This is a genomic window from Nocardia sp. NPDC005746 (assembly GCF_040630785.1).
Lineage (GTDB): Bacteria > Actinomycetota > Actinomycetes > Mycobacteriales > Mycobacteriaceae > Nocardia.
On sequence record NZ_JBEXYE010000007.1, the window covers coordinates 14682 to 34550 of the forward strand.

19 protein-coding genes are annotated in these 19869 nt (G+C 65.2%); 11 read left to right on the forward strand and 8 right to left on the reverse strand.

Annotated features, from left to right (window positions below; all coding sequences use genetic code 11):
- Positions 1-140: 140 nt before the first annotated feature.
- Positions 141-1145: a metallophosphoesterase family protein gene (locus ABZ412_RS15095; RefSeq protein WP_357280927.1), complete on the reverse strand. Its 1005-nt coding sequence runs from the start codon at positions 1143-1145 to the stop codon at positions 141-143.
- Between the two features lie 840 nt (positions 1146-1985).
- Positions 1986-2666: an HD domain-containing protein gene (locus ABZ412_RS15100; protein WP_357280930.1), complete on the reverse strand. Its 681-nt coding sequence runs from the start codon at positions 2664-2666 to the stop codon at positions 1986-1988.
- 99 nt (positions 2667-2765) lie between these two features.
- On the opposite strand from ABZ412_RS15100, the gene ABZ412_RS15105 reads away from it, so the two are divergent.
- Entirely contained in the window at positions 2766-3719 is a 954-nt protein-coding gene (locus ABZ412_RS15105; protein ID WP_357280933.1) for a GlxA family transcriptional regulator, read from the forward strand.
- A gap of 146 nt (positions 3720-3865) precedes the next feature.
- A complete protein-coding gene (locus ABZ412_RS15110) occupies positions 3866-4180 on the forward strand; it encodes a hypothetical protein (RefSeq protein WP_357280937.1) in 315 nt (104 codons plus the stop codon).
- Between the two features lie 123 nt (positions 4181-4303).
- Here the strand turns inward: ABZ412_RS15110 and ABZ412_RS15115 are convergent, their stop codons facing one another.
- Positions 4304-5380, reverse strand: coding sequence for a pentapeptide repeat-containing protein (locus ABZ412_RS15115; RefSeq protein WP_357280939.1), 1077 nt, complete (start codon positions 5378-5380; stop codon positions 4304-4306).
- A gap of 493 nt (positions 5381-5873) precedes the next feature.
- Here ABZ412_RS15115 and ABZ412_RS15120 point away from each other — a divergent pair, with 493 nt between their 5' ends.
- Positions 5874-6740 carry a class II glutamine amidotransferase gene (locus ABZ412_RS15120; RefSeq protein WP_357280942.1) on the forward strand — a complete coding sequence of 289 codons (867 nt, stop codon included), beginning with the start codon at positions 5874-5876 and terminating at the stop codon, positions 6738-6740.
- 209 nt (positions 6741-6949) lie between these two features.
- Positions 6950-7522, forward strand: a complete 573-nt coding sequence (locus ABZ412_RS15125) for a hypothetical protein (RefSeq protein WP_357280945.1) — start codon at positions 6950-6952, stop codon at positions 7520-7522.
- A 198-nt stretch (positions 7523-7720) separates the two neighbouring features.
- Here the strand turns inward: ABZ412_RS15125 and ABZ412_RS15130 are convergent, their stop codons facing one another.
- Entirely contained in the window at positions 7721-9445 is a 1725-nt protein-coding gene (locus ABZ412_RS15130; protein ID WP_357280947.1) for an alpha/beta fold hydrolase, read from the reverse strand.
- A gap of 94 nt (positions 9446-9539) precedes the next feature.
- Between ABZ412_RS15130 and ABZ412_RS15135 the strand changes: the two genes are divergently transcribed.
- Both ABZ412_RS15135 and ABZ412_RS15140 read left to right on the forward strand, forming a co-directional pair.
- Positions 9540-10055: a hypothetical protein gene (locus tag ABZ412_RS15135; RefSeq protein WP_357280950.1), complete on the forward strand. Its 516-nt coding sequence runs from the start codon at positions 9540-9542 to the stop codon at positions 10053-10055.
- Positions 10056-10375: 320 nt separating this feature from the next.
- Positions 10376-11641, forward strand: coding sequence for an IS256 family transposase (locus tag ABZ412_RS15140; RefSeq protein WP_357280953.1), 1266 nt, complete (start codon positions 10376-10378; stop codon positions 11639-11641).
- On the opposite strand, the gene ABZ412_RS15145 is transcribed toward ABZ412_RS15140, so the two are convergent.
- Entirely contained in the window at positions 11638-12276 is a 639-nt protein-coding gene (locus ABZ412_RS15145) for a TetR/AcrR family transcriptional regulator (protein ID WP_357280955.1), read from the reverse strand. The two genes, ABZ412_RS15140 and ABZ412_RS15145, sit on opposite strands and share 4 nt — an antisense overlap.
- A gap of 294 nt (positions 12277-12570) precedes the next feature.
- Between ABZ412_RS15145 and ABZ412_RS15150 the strand changes: the two genes are divergently transcribed.
- Positions 12571-13224 (forward strand): hypothetical protein, encoded by a 654-nt coding sequence (locus ABZ412_RS15150; protein ID WP_357280958.1) that lies wholly within the window; start codon positions 12571-12573, stop codon positions 13222-13224.
- A 411-nt stretch (positions 13225-13635) separates the two neighbouring features.
- Here the strand turns inward: ABZ412_RS15150 and ABZ412_RS15155 are convergent, their stop codons facing one another.
- Positions 13636-14550, reverse strand: a complete 915-nt coding sequence (locus tag ABZ412_RS15155) for a hypothetical protein (RefSeq protein WP_357280960.1) — start codon at positions 14548-14550, stop codon at positions 13636-13638.
- A 188-nt stretch (positions 14551-14738) separates the two neighbouring features.
- Between ABZ412_RS15155 and ABZ412_RS15160 the strand changes: the two genes are divergently transcribed.
- The 3 genes from ABZ412_RS15160 to ABZ412_RS15170 all read left to right on the forward strand — a co-directional run bounded on the left by ABZ412_RS15160 (position 14739) and on the right by ABZ412_RS15170 (position 17447).
- Positions 14739-15398: a GAP family protein gene (locus ABZ412_RS15160; RefSeq protein WP_357280962.1), complete on the forward strand. Its 660-nt coding sequence runs from the start codon at positions 14739-14741 to the stop codon at positions 15396-15398.
- 271 nt (positions 15399-15669) lie between these two features.
- Positions 15670-16557, forward strand: coding sequence for an LLM class flavin-dependent oxidoreductase (locus ABZ412_RS15165; RefSeq protein ID WP_357280964.1), 888 nt, complete (start codon positions 15670-15672; stop codon positions 16555-16557).
- 326 nt (positions 16558-16883) lie between these two features.
- Complete coding sequence (locus ABZ412_RS15170; RefSeq protein ID WP_357280966.1) at positions 16884-17447, forward strand: S1 RNA-binding domain-containing protein; 564 nt, start codon at positions 16884-16886, stop codon at positions 17445-17447.
- A gap of 187 nt (positions 17448-17634) precedes the next feature.
- Here ABZ412_RS15170 and ABZ412_RS15175 read toward each other — a convergent pair whose 3' ends face one another.
- Positions 17635-18126 (reverse strand): DUF4334 domain-containing protein, encoded by a 492-nt coding sequence (locus tag ABZ412_RS15175; RefSeq protein WP_357280969.1) that lies wholly within the window; start codon positions 18124-18126, stop codon positions 17635-17637.
- Between the two features lie 418 nt (positions 18127-18544).
- On the opposite strand from ABZ412_RS15175, the gene ABZ412_RS15180 reads away from it, so the two are divergent.
- Positions 18545-18937, forward strand: a complete 393-nt coding sequence (locus tag ABZ412_RS15180; RefSeq protein WP_357280972.1) for a DUF4259 domain-containing protein — start codon at positions 18545-18547, stop codon at positions 18935-18937.
- A gap of 451 nt (positions 18938-19388) precedes the next feature.
- On the opposite strand, the gene ABZ412_RS15185 is transcribed toward ABZ412_RS15180, so the two are convergent.
- Positions 19389-19859, reverse strand: coding sequence for a hypothetical protein (locus tag ABZ412_RS15185; RefSeq protein ID WP_357280974.1), 471 nt, complete (start codon positions 19857-19859; stop codon positions 19389-19391).
- Positions 19860-19869 lie beyond the last annotated feature (10 nt).

Consider the following 19869-nt stretch of genomic DNA (forward strand, 5'->3'; position numbering starts at 1 on the left):
ATGAGCACGTGTTCGGCACCGCACCGGGTCCCGGCCGCCGGCGCCCCGCGCTGGCCGGTTTGGTCACCGCGATATGGGCGCCATGACAGTGCGTTTCGGGTGCGCGGTAGCCGGGGGGTGAAATGGCTCGAATGTCTCAGCTACTGGGGAAATTCGGGCACGTCGAGATCCAATGCGGTCGCGAGGTCGATCGTTCTGCGGGGAGTGACGCATTGCCTGGCCAAGCTCGGCAGGTCGAGTCTGTTGTGACGGGCTTGAAACAGGAACAACGCGGCAGGATGCTGTCGCAGCTGGTCGGCATCGAGTCCGTTTGCGGATTTGTAGGCAGCGGACACAAGAGCTGGAAACGCTGAACGCAGTCCGGCTGCCCATCCTTCGACTGCGCTCAACCAAGCGTTGGTGGAGGCGTCCGATGTGGAGGAGAACCGTGCGATTTCCTCGCTCAGTTCCGGCCAGGTGTAGTCGACCCACGGTTTGGTTTTCAGAATCGGCAGCTGCCATTGGCGTCTGACCTGTGACCAGTGATCGGTATGCGCCGGCAGCGTGTGAATCACGAAGTCCGGCAGACTGAGTGCGGTCAAGGCGCCGCCGTGGCAGGCACCGGTGTCCAAGCCCAGAATCCGGGTGCCTCGAACCAGTGGCGCATCGCCGGTGACGTGGTGTCCGAACACGATTGGCTTGGCGTCGGTGTAGTGGTCGTGCCACACGCTGTCGGGGAACAGCGTCTGGAGTTCACGTTCACCGCGTGTGGAGCCGCAGAGGATCTCCTCACGTTGGTCGGCGAGCGGGATGCCGGGCACCATACCGGCATGGACGATGCGGGCATGGTCGTTCTCGAAGTAATAGGGAAGCGTCCGCATCCAATCGACCATGTCGGCGTATCCATCGCCTACCTGCAGCCGCGTGATTTCCTGGGCGTAGGAGAAGATCCCGCGGACGTGTTTGCGTTCGTGGTTGCCCATGATGGCCACCGAGTTCGGGCGCTCGCGGAAGAAGCTGACCACTTGGTGAGGCTTCGGGCCACGGTCGACCAGATCACCGACGCTGACAAGCAGGTCGTCCTCAGCGAGCTCGACCTTTTCGAGTAGCTCGACCAGCTCGTCGAAGCATCCATGGATGTCGCCGATGATGACAGTGCGCTGCACCCGGACGACCGTAGACGCAGCCCGGTCGGCTAGCAATGAAATATCGCCGTTGCGGCCGCACGACATTCTGCAGTAGCGGACGTTCTGCGGCGCACCAGGTTCCGACCGCCGGCGCCCCGCGCTGGCCGGTTCGGTCAGCACGCCATGCGGCAGTTCCGGACGGTTCGAAACCCAGAGCTATGGTCGATCACGATGGGACTTCTCCTGACGCTTACTGTGCTTGCTGGAGTGATAGCGGGGTACTGATGGGTGTTCCGGAATATTCGCCGTCGGCGCAGGCGTGGCGAGCTGACCAACGCACCGCCGAGGACTTACGGCGACCTGATGCTCCCGGGTTACGACCCGACCTAGAGCCGGACCGCCGAGAACTACATCGAGCAGATCGACAAAGGTGACCGGCCTCCAGGTTTTCAGCTCGAAGACAAGTGACCCGACCAGTGCGCACACGCGCTTACGCTGTCTCGCAGATCGGCGGGTTCGGTTCTCGCCGATTCGCTGCCGGAGTGTCGATGTATCAGGTTTTGGCCTTGCGGCAATTGGGTCTGAGATTGGGCCAGATCGCAAACGTGTTCGCGGGCACCGTGGCAATGGCGCGGGTGTTGACCGCGCATCGCGACTATCTGGCTGCGCAGGTGGCTGCGACGCAGGACCTGCATGCTCTGGTGGCGGCGCTGGCGACAACGGCGGAGAACCGGCCCGACCTCTCCACGAATCACTTCCCGGGATTGATCAGGAGGTGGCGCCGACGCTCGCCACCTCGGGCCCCGCACCACAGCCCATCCGACCTCGGAACCACTCGTCTAAGCGTCTGCGGGCCGCGTAGTGCTCAGTGGTGCCCGGTTACGGCAAGGCGGTGGTGTCGAGCGGGTTGTCGCGGAGTTTGGCCGCCAGCCCAGTTCGGAGTGCTACCGCCGCTGTGCTGCGGGGTTTGCGGACCGCTTGGTGCTCGAAACAGCGGGTGAACTCCTCGACCAGGCCTCGCCGCGGCCATCGCGCCAGCACCGTCGCGCGGGTGCTTTCGGGCAGCAGTTGGTTCTCCCGGCCGCAGATGTCGATGCCGGTGGCGCGTTCGAGCAGATGCCCCTCGATATCGACCTCGACATCCACGTGATTCCACATGTGTCGCACGATGATCTCGTGCAGGCGCCGCGCTCGCTCCGGGGACCAGCCCGCGCCAGCGGCGAACACCATGGCGACATGACCGCTGGCGTCTTCGAAATCGACGGCGTACGAATCGAATTCGGGCACCAAGCCGATGTCGTGGAACATCGCCGCGACATACAGCAACTCGATATCGACGGTGAGGCATTCCTCCTGTGCCAGCGCCGCCGCCCAGTAGAACGAGCGCACCGAGTGATTGAACAACGCCGGTGAATGGTAGCGGCGGGCCACCTCCCGCGCGGCCCGGGCCGCCGCGGTGTCCACATACGGCAGGGCCGCCACTTCCCGCACCAGCTCGGGCGCCTCCCGGGCGGGTGCGCTGTCGGGGATCGCCACCCCCGCGATCGTCTCCGCACTCACCGCTGTCTGCCTCCTTCGATCGTGGTTGACCTCTTCACTGTGCCCGGCCCGCTACACTCCCACCATGTCCAATATGACAAACAAACCACAGATTCGGACATGACTCATCGCGTCGGTTTCCTCGTCTTCGACCACGTCACCCTGCTCGATGTCTCCGGACCGGTCGACGTCCTGCACAATGCCGACCGCTACTACGAATCGGTGCTGCTCTCACCCGACGGCGGCACGGTCACCACCTCGTCGAAGATCACCATCGCCACGACCGCCGCCGCGGACGCCGGCCCGATCGATACTCTCGTCATCCCCGGGGCCGACCATCTCGTGGAGCATCGCATCGAGGCCGCGCTGCTCGAAGCCGCGCGCACGCTGGCCGCCACCGCGTCCCGGGTGGCCTCGGTGTGCACCGGCGCGTTCGTGCTGGCTGAACTCGGTTTGCTCGACGGCCGCCGCGCCACCACCCACTGGCGACACGCCCGCACCCTGGCGCAGCGATACCCCCGCATCGACGTCGTCACCGACGCGCTGCACATCAGCGACGGCCGCTACCTCACCTCGGCAGGTGTCAGCGCCGGCATCGACATGGCACTGACGCTCGTCGAACACGATCACGGCCCCGACACCGCCCGCGCGGTCGCCCGGGAACTGGTCGTCTACCTGCAACGCCCCGGCGGCCAATCCCAATTCTCGACCGCCCTGCACACCCCACCGGCGCGCACCCCGGCCCTGCGCACCATCATCGACGCCGTCCACGCCGACCCCGCCGCCGACCACAGCGCCACCACCCTCGCCGCCACCGTCGCCCTGAGCCCCCGCCAGATCACCCGCCTGTTCCACGCCGAACTCGGCACCACCCCCGCACGATGGATCGAACGCGTCCGCCTGGACCTGGCCCAGCAACTGATCCTGCACGGACACACCATCACCGCCGCCGCCCGCTACAGCGGCCTGGGCAGCGACGAATCTCTACGCCGCGCCTTCGCCCGCCACCTCGGACTCACCCCCACCGACTACAAACACCGCTTCACCACCACCCTCACCAACCGCGACACATAACCACGAAAACCCACGACCGACAGCGGCAACAACCCAGGCAGACTGCCGCCTGGACCCTCGCCATTTGCTGGGCCGAATGGGGCTGCTGCAGGGGTAGGTGACAACCGAAATGGCTTGCCGGAAGGCGGGCCTGAGAGGATGTTGCAGTGCCCAAGCCGTATCCGAAAGAGTTCCGCGATGATGTCGTGTGGGTCGCCCGAAACCGTGACGACGGGGTGACCCTGGAACAGGTCGCGGCCGACTTCGGGGTGCACCCGATGACGTTGTCGAAATGGATGCGCAAATCCGACATCGATGACGGGAACAAGCCTGGCACCACGCGACTCCCCTACCAGTTCCACGCGGTACACGTCACCATTCCAGGTGGACGCACAGTGCTTGGCGTACAGGCAGTCTGGGGTCGCAAAGACACGGTCAGCGTGCCTGGTTGGCCGGTTGCCGCGGCGCCAGTGGTGGGCTGAAAGAGGTCGCCAGCACGAAGTCCGGACACAACGCCGAGGTAGGGCCGGCTGGGGCTGTCACGCACTCATTCTCTAGACGAAGTCAAGCCAGGCCGACTGGTCACGCCGGTTGAGGAAGCCGCTCTAGCGATTGCCTTGCGAATCCTTCAATTCAGGTGGAAGTTCAAGAGGGAAGCACGGCTGGGAGTTCCCATCACCTATCGTTGGCCGGAATCCGACAGGCCAGGTGGTGGTCTCGTCGTTCTGCACAAAAACGAAGCTAACCTGGTCCAGGTTACGAGCGTCCAGATCGTGCGAGACGGATGATCCGACACTGAATCCGGCACCTTTGATGTCACCGCCTTGAAAGCATGCTCCGGCCAAGTTTGCCGCGTAGAACACAGCCTTGGTCAGCTGTGAATAGTCGAAGACCGCACCGCCCAAATTTGCATGAGTCAGGACCGCTCCATCCATCTTTGCATTGAAAGTCACGTTGCGAAGATCGGCCATCCAAAGATCCACGTCGGTTAGGTCCACGTTGATGAACACCCCAATATCGGACCCCATATAAGATCGCTGATCAATGGGTGGATTGTATGCAGCTTTCCGCATACTTGCACCGTGCAGGTTCGCCTCTTTGAAGACTAGACCGTAGAGATTGGCCCTGTTCAAGTCGAGGTAGGGCAGGCACGTGTTGCGGAGATCGACCGGCTCAGGCGCGTTGAACGTCCTCCGCCCTATTACGGTCATTGCGGCTTGGACTTCCGTCGACACGGGAACACTGATATTGCATTGCTCCTTCTTATCGACGTGAGTCTTTGTGCGAATGAAGGTTGCGAGAACCTCGACTATCGGAGATCGCAGACTTGGTTCGTCTTTGGCGAGTTGTTCCAGGGAGTAGATTCCACCGATTCGGGCGTTCAGCCCGGTGTTATCGAGCGCTTCAACGGCCTTTGTGAACCTATCTGTAACCTGTGTCTGCCGCACGCTGGTATTCGCTGCACCTGCGGCACGCAAGGTCTGATTTGTGAAGTACAGGCCAATCAGGACACCGACCGCTGTGACGACGGCGCCGAGTTTCAACCAGCCATCCCAGGTTGCAGCCTTGACTATCCTGCTGCCCGCGCCGCTCAGCGGGCTTGGCGGCGGCGCAGTTGGCCTGGGTTGTCTCAATCCCCCAGTGACGCGATTCAGCCGGCGACGCGGTGCAGGCGTGCTCACCCACCTATGGTTGCAGCAGGAACACGCGCACCGCAGACCTTTTCTGCACGCGATCCCACACAGGGCCGCGGCTAGGGTCCGTGACCGACCGACCTGCTACTGGTCAGGCCCTCAGGTCGTGCCGGAGCCGGAAGTCGTTCAATGTGGTCTCGCCGCCGGCCGCGGTGAATTCTCGCCCCACAACCTCACCCGCCGAGATGCCTACGTCGGGTGCGATCTCGGCGATGGACAGCAGTGCGGGGTCGCCGTGCTTTCCAGGGGGTCACGGCGCGCGCCTGATGGCCACGGCCGCGATGGCCATTGCGGCGCCGTGGTTTTCCGGACCGACCTTACGATCCATCGAGCAGCTTTGTTGTTCTCAACGGCGACATACTCGGGCATACGATGATGCTCGAGCACCGACGGCGTGGATGACATGGCCCTTTTCATCCCTGAGCCCAGCCGTGCTGTCGTGCAGTCCGCGTGTGTTCGCTTCTTATGGGAGGAGTTGGTCATGTGCCGCCTGTTCGGACTCTCGGCCGCGCCGCAGCGGGTGCGCGCCACCTTCTGGTTGCTGAAGGCGCCCGACAGCCTGTCCCGGCAAAGTCACCGCGAACCTGACGGCGTGGGCCTGGGTACCTTCACCGCGGCGGGCGCGCCGCTGGTGGAGAAGCAGCCGATCGCTGCCTACGAGGATCGGCTCTTCGCTCAGGAGGCCCGCGAACGCGAATCCGAAACCTTCGTCGCGCATGTCCGCTTCGCCTCCACGGGCGGGCTGAACGTGCGCAATACCCATCCGTTCGAGCAGCACGGACGCCTGTTCGCACACAACGGGGTGCTGGAGGGGCTCGACGAGCTGGAGCACGAACTCGGCGACTATCGCCGCCTCGTCCACGGCGACACCGACTCCGAGCGCTTCTTCGCCCTGATCACGGCCCGGATCGACCATCATGCGGGCGATGTCACCGCGGGCATCACCGACGCGGTCGCCTGGATCGCCGACCGGCTGCCGCTCTACGCACTCAACCTGATTCTCACCACCGCGACCGAACTGTGGGCCCTGCGCTATCCCGACACCCACGACCTGTATGTCCTCGAGCGTGCCGCCGGTGGCGCACAGGGTGATCAGCGGCTCGACCACACGAGTCATAGGGGCATTCGCGCCAGCAGTGGCGTGCTGACCGACTATCCCGCTGTCGTCATCGCCACCGAACGCATGGACAACGACCCCGGATGGCGGCTCCTCGCCTCCGGTGAACTGCTCCATGTCACCGGGCATCTGCACGTGCGGTCCAGCATTATTCGGGATTCCCCGCCCCGCCACCTGCTTTCGCTCGCCGACCTGGACGAGACCGCCGCTGCCTCCCAGACCGCACACTGACGATCGCCGCTGCGGCGTGGTCCGGTCGGTCACTGCCGGCCGCTCCGGACCGACCCGCAAGTGGCATGAGCGGATGCTGGATAGGCTGGCCGTGTACCGGGCTGAGAGGGTTGGGTTCGATTCAGGCGAGGGGGCATCTGTTGACCAAACAGGCAGTCGGAGAGAATCTTTCTCCGACCGAAACAGACGCGGCGCCGACAGCTCGGTCATTGCGCAAGCAGCGAATCATCTGGGCCATCGCCGTTCTCGCGCTGTTCGGGACGGAATCCGCCATGCTGGGTGTGGACCTGGACCGCTACTATCGGCTCGATCACCTGCAACCATGGTCCACACTCGCGTGCTGGACAGCCGCGTTCGTCCTCCTGGTCACCTTCGCGCATCGGCTAGCTCGCAACCACACCATGCTGTGGATCGTCTGTGCCACCCTGCTCGGCATCCCGACCTTCCCCCTCTGGCTGATTTCGCTGCTTGCATCTTCCTCGCGACCCAGCGACGACTTCACCCGAATCGTGCAGGCCCAGACCAGTCCCGACGGCCGTATACAGGCCGTCACCGAAACCTTCTACAACCTGATCGACCCCTCCTGCCGAGTCTGGCTCCGTGAACCCGATGGCCTGTTCGCCCGCCGTGTCCTGCTGTGGCTGAAGACCGAATCCGGCTGCCCTCACATCCAGTTCCTCGACAACACCACGATCAGCATCGACCAGCGCGACGGCCAACCACCCCTGACCACCACCTTCGATCCGGACCGCATGCAGGTGGCCGAGTCCTTCGTGCCATAGCCCCGACCGTCGTCGGACCCACCCACACAAGCACTTTCACTGCCGGGGCGTGGTCGCAGAGATCTCCGTGCCACGCCCATTCGGTGCCGCAATTCTCGAGGCAGCGGCTTTCACGGCCGCCGAAGCGCATCAGAGCGCCACCGTCCAGGAATGCCGCCACCGTGTACTACGGCGGCGGCATCCATCCCGTCTGATCGCTCAGCTGAACGGTGCAGCGTCGACGGCGCAACCGGTTCCGGTCGGCGGCAGTTCGGTGCTGAACAGGTAGTCGCGTTTGACGCGCTCGGCGCAGGTGCTGGCCACATACATGCTGCTGTGGCCCATGCCCTCGATCGTCACGACCTGCGCCCGCGCCAGCTGAGCGGCTCCGGTGACCGCGCCCTGCAAAGGCGTCGCCGGATCGAATCTGCTGTTCAGCACCAGGATCGGTGCGGCGGTGCGGCGATTCCACGGGCCGGTGTAGCGGTCGGCGTCACGAGCCTGCCAGAACGCGCACGCCATCATGTCGAAGACGCCGATCCGGCCGAAGTACGGAACCCGCACATCCTCGGTGATCGCGGTGCGGCTGTAGATGCCGAGATCGGTGGGGACGGCGCTGTCCACGCACTGGGTCGTGTAGAAGGCCTCGGTGCGATTGCCGGTATAGGACTCTCGATCTGCGATGGGCACAACGCCCGGCCACGAGGTGCCCGCGTCGAACAGCGTCTGCAACAGCGTCGCGAGCTGCGGATAGGTGTCCGGGCGCGAAAGGTTCGCCGCCGCATTGACTATCGACGAATAAGTGAAGATCTCTCCCGCCATCCGAATCGGCGCCAGCCGCGCCCGCTCCGCGAGCACCGGCCACTTCAGTGCGGGATCACCGGCCGAGAACGCACACTTCGGACCCGCCGCGGCGCAATCGCGCAGGAACGCATCGAATGTCGCGGCGATACCCGCGGCCACATTCTGGCGGGTATCCACCGGAACCGTATTACCCTGTCCGCCATGGCCGTTCACACTGCCGTCGAAATCCATCGACCCGTCGAACACCATGGCCCGAACCCGGCCGGGAAACATATTGGCGTAGGTCGCGCCGACCAGGGTCCCGTAGGAAATACCGTGATAGGTCAGCTGCGCGTCACCGACCGCGCGCCGCAGCAGCTCCAGATCCCGCGCGGTATTGGCGGTCGAGGCGTGGTCGAGAACCGGCCCGGCCAGCGCGCGGCAGCGGTCGGCCAACTCCCGGTTCCGGCCATAGAAATCCGCCTCCCCGGCCTGGTCACCCGGCATGTCCGGGAAGGATCCGAGAAACGCGAGCTGCTCGGTGGTGTTCGGAAAGCACCGGGCCGCCGCACTCCGCGCCACCCCGCGCGGATCCCACGACACGATATCGAACCGCTCCCGCAGCTCCGCCGAGAACAACCACGGCCACCGCGCCCGCTCCCGCAGTCGATCCACCCCCGACGGCCCCGGCCCACCGAAGTTGACGAACAGCGTCCCGATCCGGCTACCGGGATCGGTGGCAGGCAGTTTGATCACCGCCAGCTCGATCCGATCCTCCTGCGGCCGGCGATAGTCCAACGGCACCGCAGCAGTCGAACACTCGAACCCCTCGGCACAGTCCACCCATTGCAGCACAGGCGCTACGGCTGCCTCCGCGAGCGAATCCTCATAGGGATCCGCCCCCTCGGCCGCCGGCACCCCCACCAACCCCGCGAACACCACCATGCAGGCCACAACCCGAAGGCGCCGAAGCCCACTGCGCCCCAAACCCAAACCCACTGACGACACCTTCCGAACACCGACAACCCAACGCCCGCCCCACCCTGCCATACAACCTGATCCACCCGCCCGGATTACCCGCAGCACAGCGTGTGAGCCGAAAATCCGTGGAAGATAACCGAATCCGATGGTGCGGTCGGCGAGCAGGCCGGGCAGCGGCAAACCACCCCGGTTCAGGCCGCGCTCATCTCGGCATGATGGTGCGTTCGGCCGACCTTCGTGAACCTCTGCCCGCCGCCTCGTAAGCTGCCCAACCGTGGACTACCTCGGCTCGATTCGAAATCCCTTGCACGATGGGTTATTCCTGCTGCTGTGTGATTCACAGGCACGTTACGGCGGCTGGGACGTTCATGGCGCGGAACTGGCCCGTGAAGGCAGCACCTCATTGACACTCGACGGAATGCGTGCGTACGTCGAAGAAGCCCACGGTGGCGGCCAGTACGAGATCCATCGCGGTGCGGACGCAACCCTGTGGATATCGCCACCTGCCGAACCGGGTGTCGGCCCGATCCCCGCCGCGGCCCTAATACGCGAGCCACGCATCAGAACAACTCCGGTAGGGCTCATCGATCTACCGAGCGGAACCCTGGTGGTGGCCCTCGCATATCCCCCACTCAACATGACTACCGACGGCGACTATGCGGGCATCACCCACGAGGACGGTGAACGTCTCGACGTCGTGTTCGGGACCGGCGTCGCGGCGATCACGCGTGAGCACACCGCTACCGGACAGGTGCTGGCCTTGCGCGCGGCACCCAAACCCAACGCCTGAACGTCGGTCACCTCGCCGCCGCAATCGCCGAACACACCCGAAATGGATTCTGCCCACTGCCTTTCAAGACCGGTCCTATCAGTGCGGTATGCGGCAATAGCGTGCGTTCGATCTGGCTCGAACTGGAACTGCCCCCCCTTGGGCGGTCAGCCCATGCTTCGATCTGCCCGCGAGGCAGCAACGTGACAGCGCGGGTCATGGCCGGTTGCCATCCGAAACAAGTGACGAATCACGGGTTTTTGGGGAGTGTCGGAATAACGGCGGATCTTGATCTCGGTCCGATCGGCCGAACCTGATGGTTCGGCAGGAAGGACCGATTGATGTCGGAGACACTGGCCGCCGTGGCGAAAGACGCGGTGGACACCAAGAAACTGGCTCAGCAGCTGCTCGCGCAGGCCAAGGAACAGGGCATCGACCTGGTCGGGCCGGGCGGTCTGCTCAACCAGCTGACCAAGACCGTGCTCGAAACCGATCTGGAAGCGGAGATGACCGAGCACGTCGGCTATGAGAAGCACGACCCGGGCGGGCGTGGAACTCCCAACTCCCGCAACGGAACTCGAACGAAGACGGTGATCACCGAGATCGGTCCCGTCGATATCGACGTTCCCCGCGACACGAATTCCTCGTTCGAACCCAAGATCGTGAAGAAGCGTCAGCGACGCTTGTCCGGGGTGGACGAGATCGTGTTGTCGCTGACCGCGAAAGGGCTTACCACGGGCGAAGTTTCGGCGCACTTCGCCGAGATCTACGGGACTTCGGTGTCGAAGGACACCATCTCGACGATAACCGAAAAGGTGGTCGCTGAGATGACCGATTGGTGCAATCGGCCGCTGGACCGCGTCTATCCGGTCCTGTTCATCGATGCCATTCACGTGAAGATCCGCGATGGTCAGGTAGCCAACCGGCCGGTCTACGTGGTCATCGGGGTCACCACCGCCGGGGAACGCGATATCCTGGGGTTGTGGGCCGGCGACGGTGGTGAGGGAGCGAAATTCTGGCTGCAGGTGCTCACGGAGCTGAAGAACCGCGGTGTCGCTGATGTGTGCATCGCGGTCTGTGACGGCCTCAAGGGCCTGCCGGAGGCGATCAACACCGTCTGGGAGAAAACGATTGTCCAGACGTGTGTGATCCACTTGCTGCGCAACAGTTTCCGTTACGCGGGCCGTCAGCACTGGGCCGAGATGAGCCGCGACCTCAAGCCCGTCTACACCGCCCCGACCGAGGCCGCCGCCCGGGAACGTTTCGGCGAGTTCACCGCGAAATGGGGCGGCCGGTATCCGGCGATCGTCAGACTCTGGACCAACGCCTGGGCCGAGTTCGTGCCGTTCCTCGACTACGACGTGGAGATCAGACGAATCATCTGCTCCACCAACGCGATCGAGTCCTTGAATGCCCGCTACCGGCGCGCGATCCGCGCCCGCGGGCACTTCCCGTCCGAGCAGGCCGCACTCAAGTGCCTGTATTTGGTGACCCGTTCCCTGGACCCGACCGGGAAGGGTCGGGCACGATGGGCGATGCGGTGGAAACCGGCACTCAACGCCTTTGCCATCACCTTCGAAGGCCGGATCCACCCGACCGGGAACTAACCCACACCGAGGTCGGATCCACCGTTAAACCGATACTCCCGGTTTTTGTGGCTGCTGGGGTGTGCCGCGACTACGCGGTGGAACAGGGTTTGAATGGCTGGGGTGAGGTCGCTGTGGGTGTTGTGGTGACAGGGGCCTGCGTAGGCGTGTGTGAGAAAGTCGGCGGTCAATTCGGGGTCGGAGACGTCGAATTCGCCTGCGGTGTGGCCGTTACGGAGGATCGTGATCAGCAGGTCCCGTGCCGCCGTGAGGGGTTCTTCGCCCGCGGGGCCCAGTTCATGGAACAAGCGGTGGTAGAGCTCGCGGTGTTGCTGTTCGGCGGTGACCCAGGCGGCGACGAGTCCGTCGAGGCGTTGGGTCCAGGTCAGGTCTGCGCGGTCCAGCAGGGCTGCCGGTGTCTCGAGTATGTGTTCCCACATTCGCGCCTGGAGCGCGGCGAGCATTTCCTGTTTGGAGTCGAAATACAGGTAGACCGTGCCTTTGGCAACTCCGGCGCGAGTGGCGACCTTGCTGACGGTGAGCGCCTCGTAGCCGTCTTCGAGTAGCAGGCCGGCGACAGCGTCGAGGATTTGGCGACGGCGCACGTCCGGGGGCTGGTAACGGCCCGCGGGCTGAACGGGGGTGTGCGCTGACACAGGGTCGCTCCTGACTTGGGACGGCTGACCGACGGTTGGTCAGCGACGCGGGTTCCAGCGTGCCGCATCGCCTGATCGGAAGCGAACACGACCAGGTCGGGGCTGGTCATGTCGTGAGTATCGCCGCGCGCTGGGCGGCGACCGACATCGAGCAACGCCGCCGTGGCCGCGTGTGCGTCGGGCGTGGGATGGGTCTCAGCGTCTCCGGGTGGGAACAGAACCGCCCGAATGACCGTTGGTCAGTGGTATGACCGATGGTCAGTCGACCGTCGAACTCTGACCTGAGAGGCCAGAATGACCCCGCACGCCTTCACCGACTACATCGCACACATCGGCGACCGCACTCCGCTCTACACCGCAGTTGCCGAGTACACCGGCGCCCGCCGCGTGATCTATCCCGGCAGCTACCTCGATCTGGCCCCGTCCTATGTCTGGGACGACGTCACCTATCTGGACTCCGACCACCGTGCACAACGAGCCTTCACCCGGACACACGCCATCGAAGCGGCCCGCGCCCGCAAACGCTACAGCGGAGAACCCCGCATCAACTTCCACCCCGGCGACTACACCCAAACTCTGCGCGAACTACCCACAGCCGCATGGGATCTAGCCATCTCACTCTATGCAGGACCCATCTCCGAGCACGTCAAAGAACTCCTGCGGCCACACGGATGGCTACTGGCCAACAACAGCCACGCGGACGCCGGACTCGCCCACCTCGACCCCGACTACCAACTGGCCGCCGCCATCCAGCACCGCAACTCGCGCTACACCCTCACCACCACCGACCTGGACCGGTACCTGCAACCACGCCGCCCACCCCATCCGACCCGCGACCAACTCCATGCCATCGGCCGCGGCATCGCATACACCCACCCCGCGGCCGCGTACCTCTTCCGATACCGAACAGCTCCGCCACAGGATCAGCCAAGCAGACATGCGCATTGAAGGCAGGGTCCTCAACTTCATTACGGTGCGTTGGCCAGGCAGCTGGATCGGCAGGCGGCGCGGTGAGAGTTGTTCGGCCGAACGCTGAGCAGGGTGTTTGACGTACAGATATGGATGTCGATGGGGTCGAATTCCCGAGCGGAGGAGCATCACCGTTGGAAGAACAATGTGCCTGCGGGCAAAACCGCCACGCGCACAGACTCATTGAGCCCGCTCGGTGTTTCGGGCGGGGCTCAGCTGCGCTTGGGCACGAGCAGTGCGCGCGGGGTCGCCACCGCTATTGATGTGGTGCACGTGTTCTGGCCCTACCCCTGCTCGGCGAGCAGGCCGGCCGGGCGGCGGTCACTGTGGTTCAGGCTCAACGGAACGCGTGCGTTGACCGCTGCCGCGCCCGATACGGCGTGGGTCTGCTCAGGCGTCGGGAGTCAATTGCTTCCGGGCACGTTCGACGCGGCGTTCGACGCCGTCCAGGTGTTTCTGCGCACGCTGCAGGGCCTCGCGAGCCGAACGCTCGGTGGCGGCCGTGAATCGGTGGCGGTGTTCGGCTTCGGTCAGCTCGGCACGCAGGGCTTCGATGCGGTCGTCGAGATCAGCGAGATCGGCGGCTGCGGTGTCGTGGCCGGATCGGGCGGAAGTCACAGCGGCGCGGGCGGATTCGACTTCGGCGAGCATCTCCTCGAGTTCGCGCCGCACCTCGGCCTGCGGATCGGGGGCGGGCTCGTCGGCGGCCGTGGGATCAGCACGCCGATGAGTCCGCGGGGTCGGTTTCTCAGGGCGAGCCGCGGTGGGACCGGCTGTCGTCGAGCTCGTGCCGACGCTGCGGCGCCCATCGCTGGGAACCGCGGTCAGCGCCGCGGGGCCGAATCCCTCGTAAGTGGCTGCGGCGGTGAGGGTTCCGGCGCGGAGCCCGTCGGCGACCGACTGATCCGCCAGGGCCGCCAGCAGACTCGCGCCGATATCGCGCAGGACGGGTTCGGTCAGGCGCTGGCCCCGGCCCGCGGCCAGCTCGGAGGCCTTGCGGGTGACGGCGTTGACCGCTTTTTGCCGCTGTGTGGTGAGGGCGCGCAGCTGTTCGGCCGACAGTCGACGCTGGGCATCGCGCAGGGCGTCGCCCACCTCCAGCAGTGCGCGGACATCATCGCTCGCCTCACGAGACAGCAGATTCAGCGCCCACGCGGCGACCGTCGGCCGCCGGAGCTTGCCGATGGCGGCGGCCAGGGCCTTGTCCCCGGCGTCGCGGGCCTGCCGCACCTGCTCGGTGCGGGCGGCCACGAACTCGGTGGGCGGGAGTCCGTAGAGTTCGGCGACGACCTGGTCGAGCGTCATGCCGCCCTAGCCTACGGGCACACCCGCCCTGCAAGATGCCATGGTGAGCGAATGTCCGGCCCGGAAGCCGGCCGCGACGAGCCAACGCCACGGAGGCAATTCCAATCCGTATCCGGGCGTGCGCAGCGCGGCGATCTCGCTCCGTGTCGGTGGCCGAATAGACACCGGCGGGCGCTTAACGTGCTGGTGTGGGCACAGTCATTGGAGAGCTGCTGCCGCTCGCGGTCGGTGTGGCGATTTCGCCGATTCCCATCGTGGCGGCCATCTTGATGATCCTGTCGAAGAACGCCTCCCGTGCGGCAGTAGGGTTCGCCGCCGGCTGGGTGTCCGGGATTGTCGCGGTGACGGCAATTGTCCTGGTGGCCGCCGGAGTACTCGATATCGCGGGAGACCGGCAACCGTCCACGGCCGCGTCGTGGGTCAAGGTCGGACTCGGGGTTCTGCTACTGGTGTTAGCTGTCAAGCAGTGGCTCGACCGCGCCGACCACACACCGCCGGCATGGATGCGCGCGATCGACCAGTTGACCGTGACCCGGGCCGCGGGGTTGGGACTGCTGCTATCGGCGGTCAACCCGAAGAACCTGCTGCTGTGCGTCTCCGCGGGCCTGGCGATCGGGTCGAGCGCACTCGGCAACGCCGCGAAGGTCGTCACGCTGGCGGTGTTCGTCCTGCTGGCCTCGATCAGCGTGCTGGCCGTGGTGTTCGGGTACGCGGTCGCCGCTGATCGCCTGCGCGGCGCACTCGACCGGACGCGAATGTGGTTGCAGGACAATAATCACCTGGTCATGGCGATCGTGCTGCTGATGATGGGCGCCGTCGTGCTCGGCAAGGGCATCGCCGGACTCTGAACGAGGCGGCGGCCGCGGGGGCTCGACTGTGCCTTGGCTGTCCGCGGTGGCCGTTCGGACAGCGCTCCATGCGGCATGGCAGGGCATCTCGTCGCCGAGTGGCACGCCCTGGAGGGGTTTTGTCCGGATTCACCTCCACCATGTGCCACTCCGCATTCGGCATGGTCGCGCACAGTTGGCGGGCGGGTGCGCGCTCAGCCGGTTGGTGGCCGGCCCTTGTCTGAATTGAGATCGCGTGACGGAGGACGAGTGACTCTGAGAGGGTCACCGTATGAAGATCGGTGTCGCACTTCCGCAGATGGCTCCCGGGTATGGACCGGGTACGACGCTCGACTGGGCCCGGCGAATCGACGCGGGCCCGTTCTCGAGCGTCTCGGTGGGCGAGCGGGTGACGTTTTCGAATCCGGAGATGGTCGCGACGCTGGGCGCCTGCGCGGCGGTGACAGAGCGGGTGCAGGTCTTGGCGAATCTCTGGGTGCTGCCACAGCACCCGGTGGCGATGGTCGCCCAGCAGATCGGCACGCTCGACCAACTCGCGAACGGCCGTCTCGAGGTAGCCGTCGGCGTCGGCGGCCGCGAGCACGACTACCGCGCTCTCGGCGCTGATTTCACGCGGCGGCACCAGCAGCTCGATGACAAGGTCGCCGAACTGAAAGCACTGCTCGACGGCAAGCCACCGTTCGAGGGCGCGGACCCGGTCGGGCCGGCGTGCGTGCAGCCGGGTGGACCGATCATCCTCGCCGGCGCGATGGGTCCGAAGGCGATGCGCCGGGCGGCGCGGTGGGCCGATGGCATCTCCGGCTTCAGCATCCCGGGCAATGCCGACGAAATCGCCGCGGTGGGCGAGCTCGCCGACCGTTGCTGGGCCGAGGCCGGTCGTGCGACGACCCCGCGCAAGGTGAGTGGCTGCTTCACCGCCCTGGGCGTCACCGACGCACCAGAAGCGTTGCGCTCCTTCACCGCTCGCTACCTCGGCTTCCTCGGACCCAAGCTGGCCGAGAGGGTCGCCAGCTCGGCGCGGGCATCGAGTCCCGAGGTGCTCGCCGACATTCTCGACGGCGCGGAGCAGGCAGGATGCGACGAGTTCATCCTGGTCCCGGCCGTCACCGACCTGAACTTCCTGGAGGTGGCGACCGAGGTGGTGGCCGCACGGTCCTGACGCTCGCGAAACCGAACATGGTGCGACTCTGCTGGTGATCGGGTGGGCTCGGGCAGCCGCGATCGGACAGATCCAGTCACACCCACAGATCGTACGGTCGAGCCCGGACCCACCCACACGAGTCCTATTGGGCACATACGCAATTCGGCAGTAGCAGACGTTCCGCCGGTCCTGGATCGGATCGGACCATCGACCGTCGGAACCCCCTGGTCTGGCCGGTCCGGTCCGCGCGCAGCGGCAGAAGGGTATGTTCCGTGCTGTTCGACTGCGGGGGCGAACCGCGAGGCAGTTGAGGGTTCGGAGCGCGCCATGGCAGGCTGGCCAGCATGGACTGGCGAGCCGAGAGCCCGGAACTCTGGGCATTCCTGGAATCATTGCAGGGCGGCGAAATCCTCTCCGGCACTGTCACGGCGATTGAGCGCTTCGGCGTCTTCGTTGCCTTGGACGATGGCCCCGAGCATCCTCTCTACCCAGGCGTCGGATTCATCTCGATTCCAGAGCTGTCCTGGCAACGCTTCGAAGCGGCCTCCGATATTGTTCAGGTAGGGCAGCGCATTTCAGGTAAGTTCCTCCAATTCGACGACTGGAACGCGGAAGCCAGACTTTCCCTGCGCGCAACACAGCCCGATCCCTTCCACGCCTTCGCCGCGTGCACCGTCGTGGGCCAAGAACTACACGGACACGTCACCAAGCTGGCGCCATTCGGCGTTTTCGTCCAAGTCTCTGAAGGGATCGAAGGGCTGGTTCATCTTCGAGACCTCACATTGACGCCAGCGGCGGCTCCAGAGGATATCGTCCAGATCGGGGACGAGGTCACGGTCGTCGTCACCCAAATCGATCAGGAAAGCCGCCGCCTGTCCCTCTCCCGACAGACAGCAGGTCAACCCTGACTCCGAGCACCCAAGGTGGCCACCCGCGTCGAACAAAGCGCTGTAACGCGGGTCGTAGGCGAGGGTCCCGTCCTGGCCCTCCAGGGCCTGGGCGACGGTGCTCGGCGGCGAGCCCAGTCAGGGCAAGCCCAGTGCGGCTGTAGGGTGCCGGCCAGACCGGCGGCACCAACCTCAGGAGAGGGCACACCTAGATCCGCTCGAGGTAGAAGTATGCGTACCGGCCGTTGTCGAGGGCGTTCTTGCCGTCCATGATGCCCATCACGGCGTCGTCGTCGATCTTCTTGAAATGGTCGTGAACGGGCTGCCCGTCGAACACCATCGTCGCGGTGACCTCGCCACGGAACTCCTCCATCCAGAGGCTGCCTTCGCCGTTCTCGGTGTTCGAATACCTGTTGCCGTCGGCGTCCACGCAGATCAGAGGCTGCACGTCGGTGGCCGAATGGAAGGTCTTGCCGAACCAGTTGATCAGGGCCAGCGTGCCGTTTTCGCGATGGCCGGTGTCGAACTCGCCACCCTCCCATTCACCGATCATGAAGCCGATGGTCGCGGGCTCCAGCGAGGCCCAGAACTCGTCGAGGTCGGCGTCGGGGATGAGGAAACGCCGTGGTCCGGTCACCAGACGCTGTCCGGCGCGCTTCTTGAGCTCGGAGAATTTCTCGCGGGCCGGATTGTCGCTCACGGTGCTCTCCAATCCAATGGCGGAGGCTCCATTCACGATACCGCCATGCGCCGGAGCAATCTACCGGCGAACTGATAGCCCGGCCGAAGCGAAGTCGGGCCTGCGGCGTTGTCATTGACGCCGGTTCAGACTGCTGTGACGAGCCCACCCGCTGGCACCCACCATCATGAGATGGCACATCTAGGAGCCCCACCTCGCACTCTCGGTTGTCGGCCTTCAACTCGCGTGCGCGTGTGTCCAAAACACCGAATGCACTCCTCTACGTGACCGACGCCGACTGAGCGCGACGCTGTCATCGGCCGAAGCGGACGGTTCCGCCCGCTGCCTGCGCGCTGGAACACTCCAGAATCGACGTGCTTTGGGACATGGGGATGTTGATAGGCTGGGCTCGCCAAAATGTTCGGGCGGAGAGGTTGTCATGGGTGTCTGGGGTCCGGGGAATTTCGACAGCGATACCGCTGCGGACGGGCTCGGGGAGCTGACCGACCACATCATCGGCAATATCGCCGAACAATTCCAGGATCCCTCTGACGACACGGCTTTGGAGCCCGACGAGTGGGGCGGGGACATGGTTCCCGCCTGGCTGGAGATCCTCACCGGGATTGTCGAGCCCGCGCGAGTCGGTGCGAGCTTCCCCTCGGTGGCGGTGCTCGGCGAGTGGCGTGAGCGGTATCTGCGGGTGTGGGACGAGACTATCGACGAACTCGGGCCCGACGATGATTTCAAGACACAACGGCGCGCGGTACTCAGCGAAACATTCGACCGTGCCATAGCTTTGGCCACGACCCGTGAGCAAGACCAACACATCTAGAGGGTGGCCAAATCCTCAGGAAGACTTCACCCGCGCCTGCCGGAACCAGTGCTTTGCCTCGCCTCGGTCCCCTTCTTGATCCAAAAGAATATGGCCGATCCGAATGACAAACGACACCAACTGAACTCGCCCCCTCCGTACGTTGCGCCGCGGACGAAGCCACTGCGCGCGCAAACGTAAGCTAGTGCGCTCCTGAACCATCCCGCTCGAATTCCGAGGGCTGTGACGAACCGGGATCAAGCGAATTCGGCGGAGAGTCGGGCCGCCTCGCGTCTCGAAGCTGCGGCTACGCGCTTCTCACCGTCGAGGCGGGCCCGGATCGCGGCGACCGAGTGGGGGTTCGGTGGGAGCGGGTGGAGGAGACGGCGGACGGGGCGGGAGAGGTAGAGGGCGAGGGCGATGACAGTTATCGCCGTGGTGGCGATTTCGGCGAACATCGGAGACTCCCGGGCTAGGACGGGTAGGTGCGGGGAGATTCGCGGAGGGCGATTCGGAGGGCGCGGAGGACCGTGGCGAGGGGCTGGAGGGTTTCCCACTGGGGGTATCTGAACCAGAGGGGCTCGGCTCTGCGGGGACAGCGTGGGGCGGGGAGGGTGAGATCCCTGGCCGGCGGGAGGAATTCGCAGTGGGCGCGGGTGCGGAAATCGTTGGCGGGGAGGGTGATGTCGAGGTGGGTGGGGGCGGCCAGGAGGATCAAGGTGCCGGTGCCGGGGTGTTCGTCGAGGATGGGGGTGGTCTGCTTGGTCCAGAACAACTCGTCGTCGATCGCGGCGGCAAGGGCGGACGGGGTGCTGATCGCGGTGACGTCGCTGGTGGACAGGGTGATTCGGGAGCCGGATATGCGGCAGGGAAGACCGTAGAGTTCGCGGTACAGCCACAGCTGACGGTCGAGTGGAGTCTCGCCTGTCACGTGTGCGGGCATGGGGCCTGAC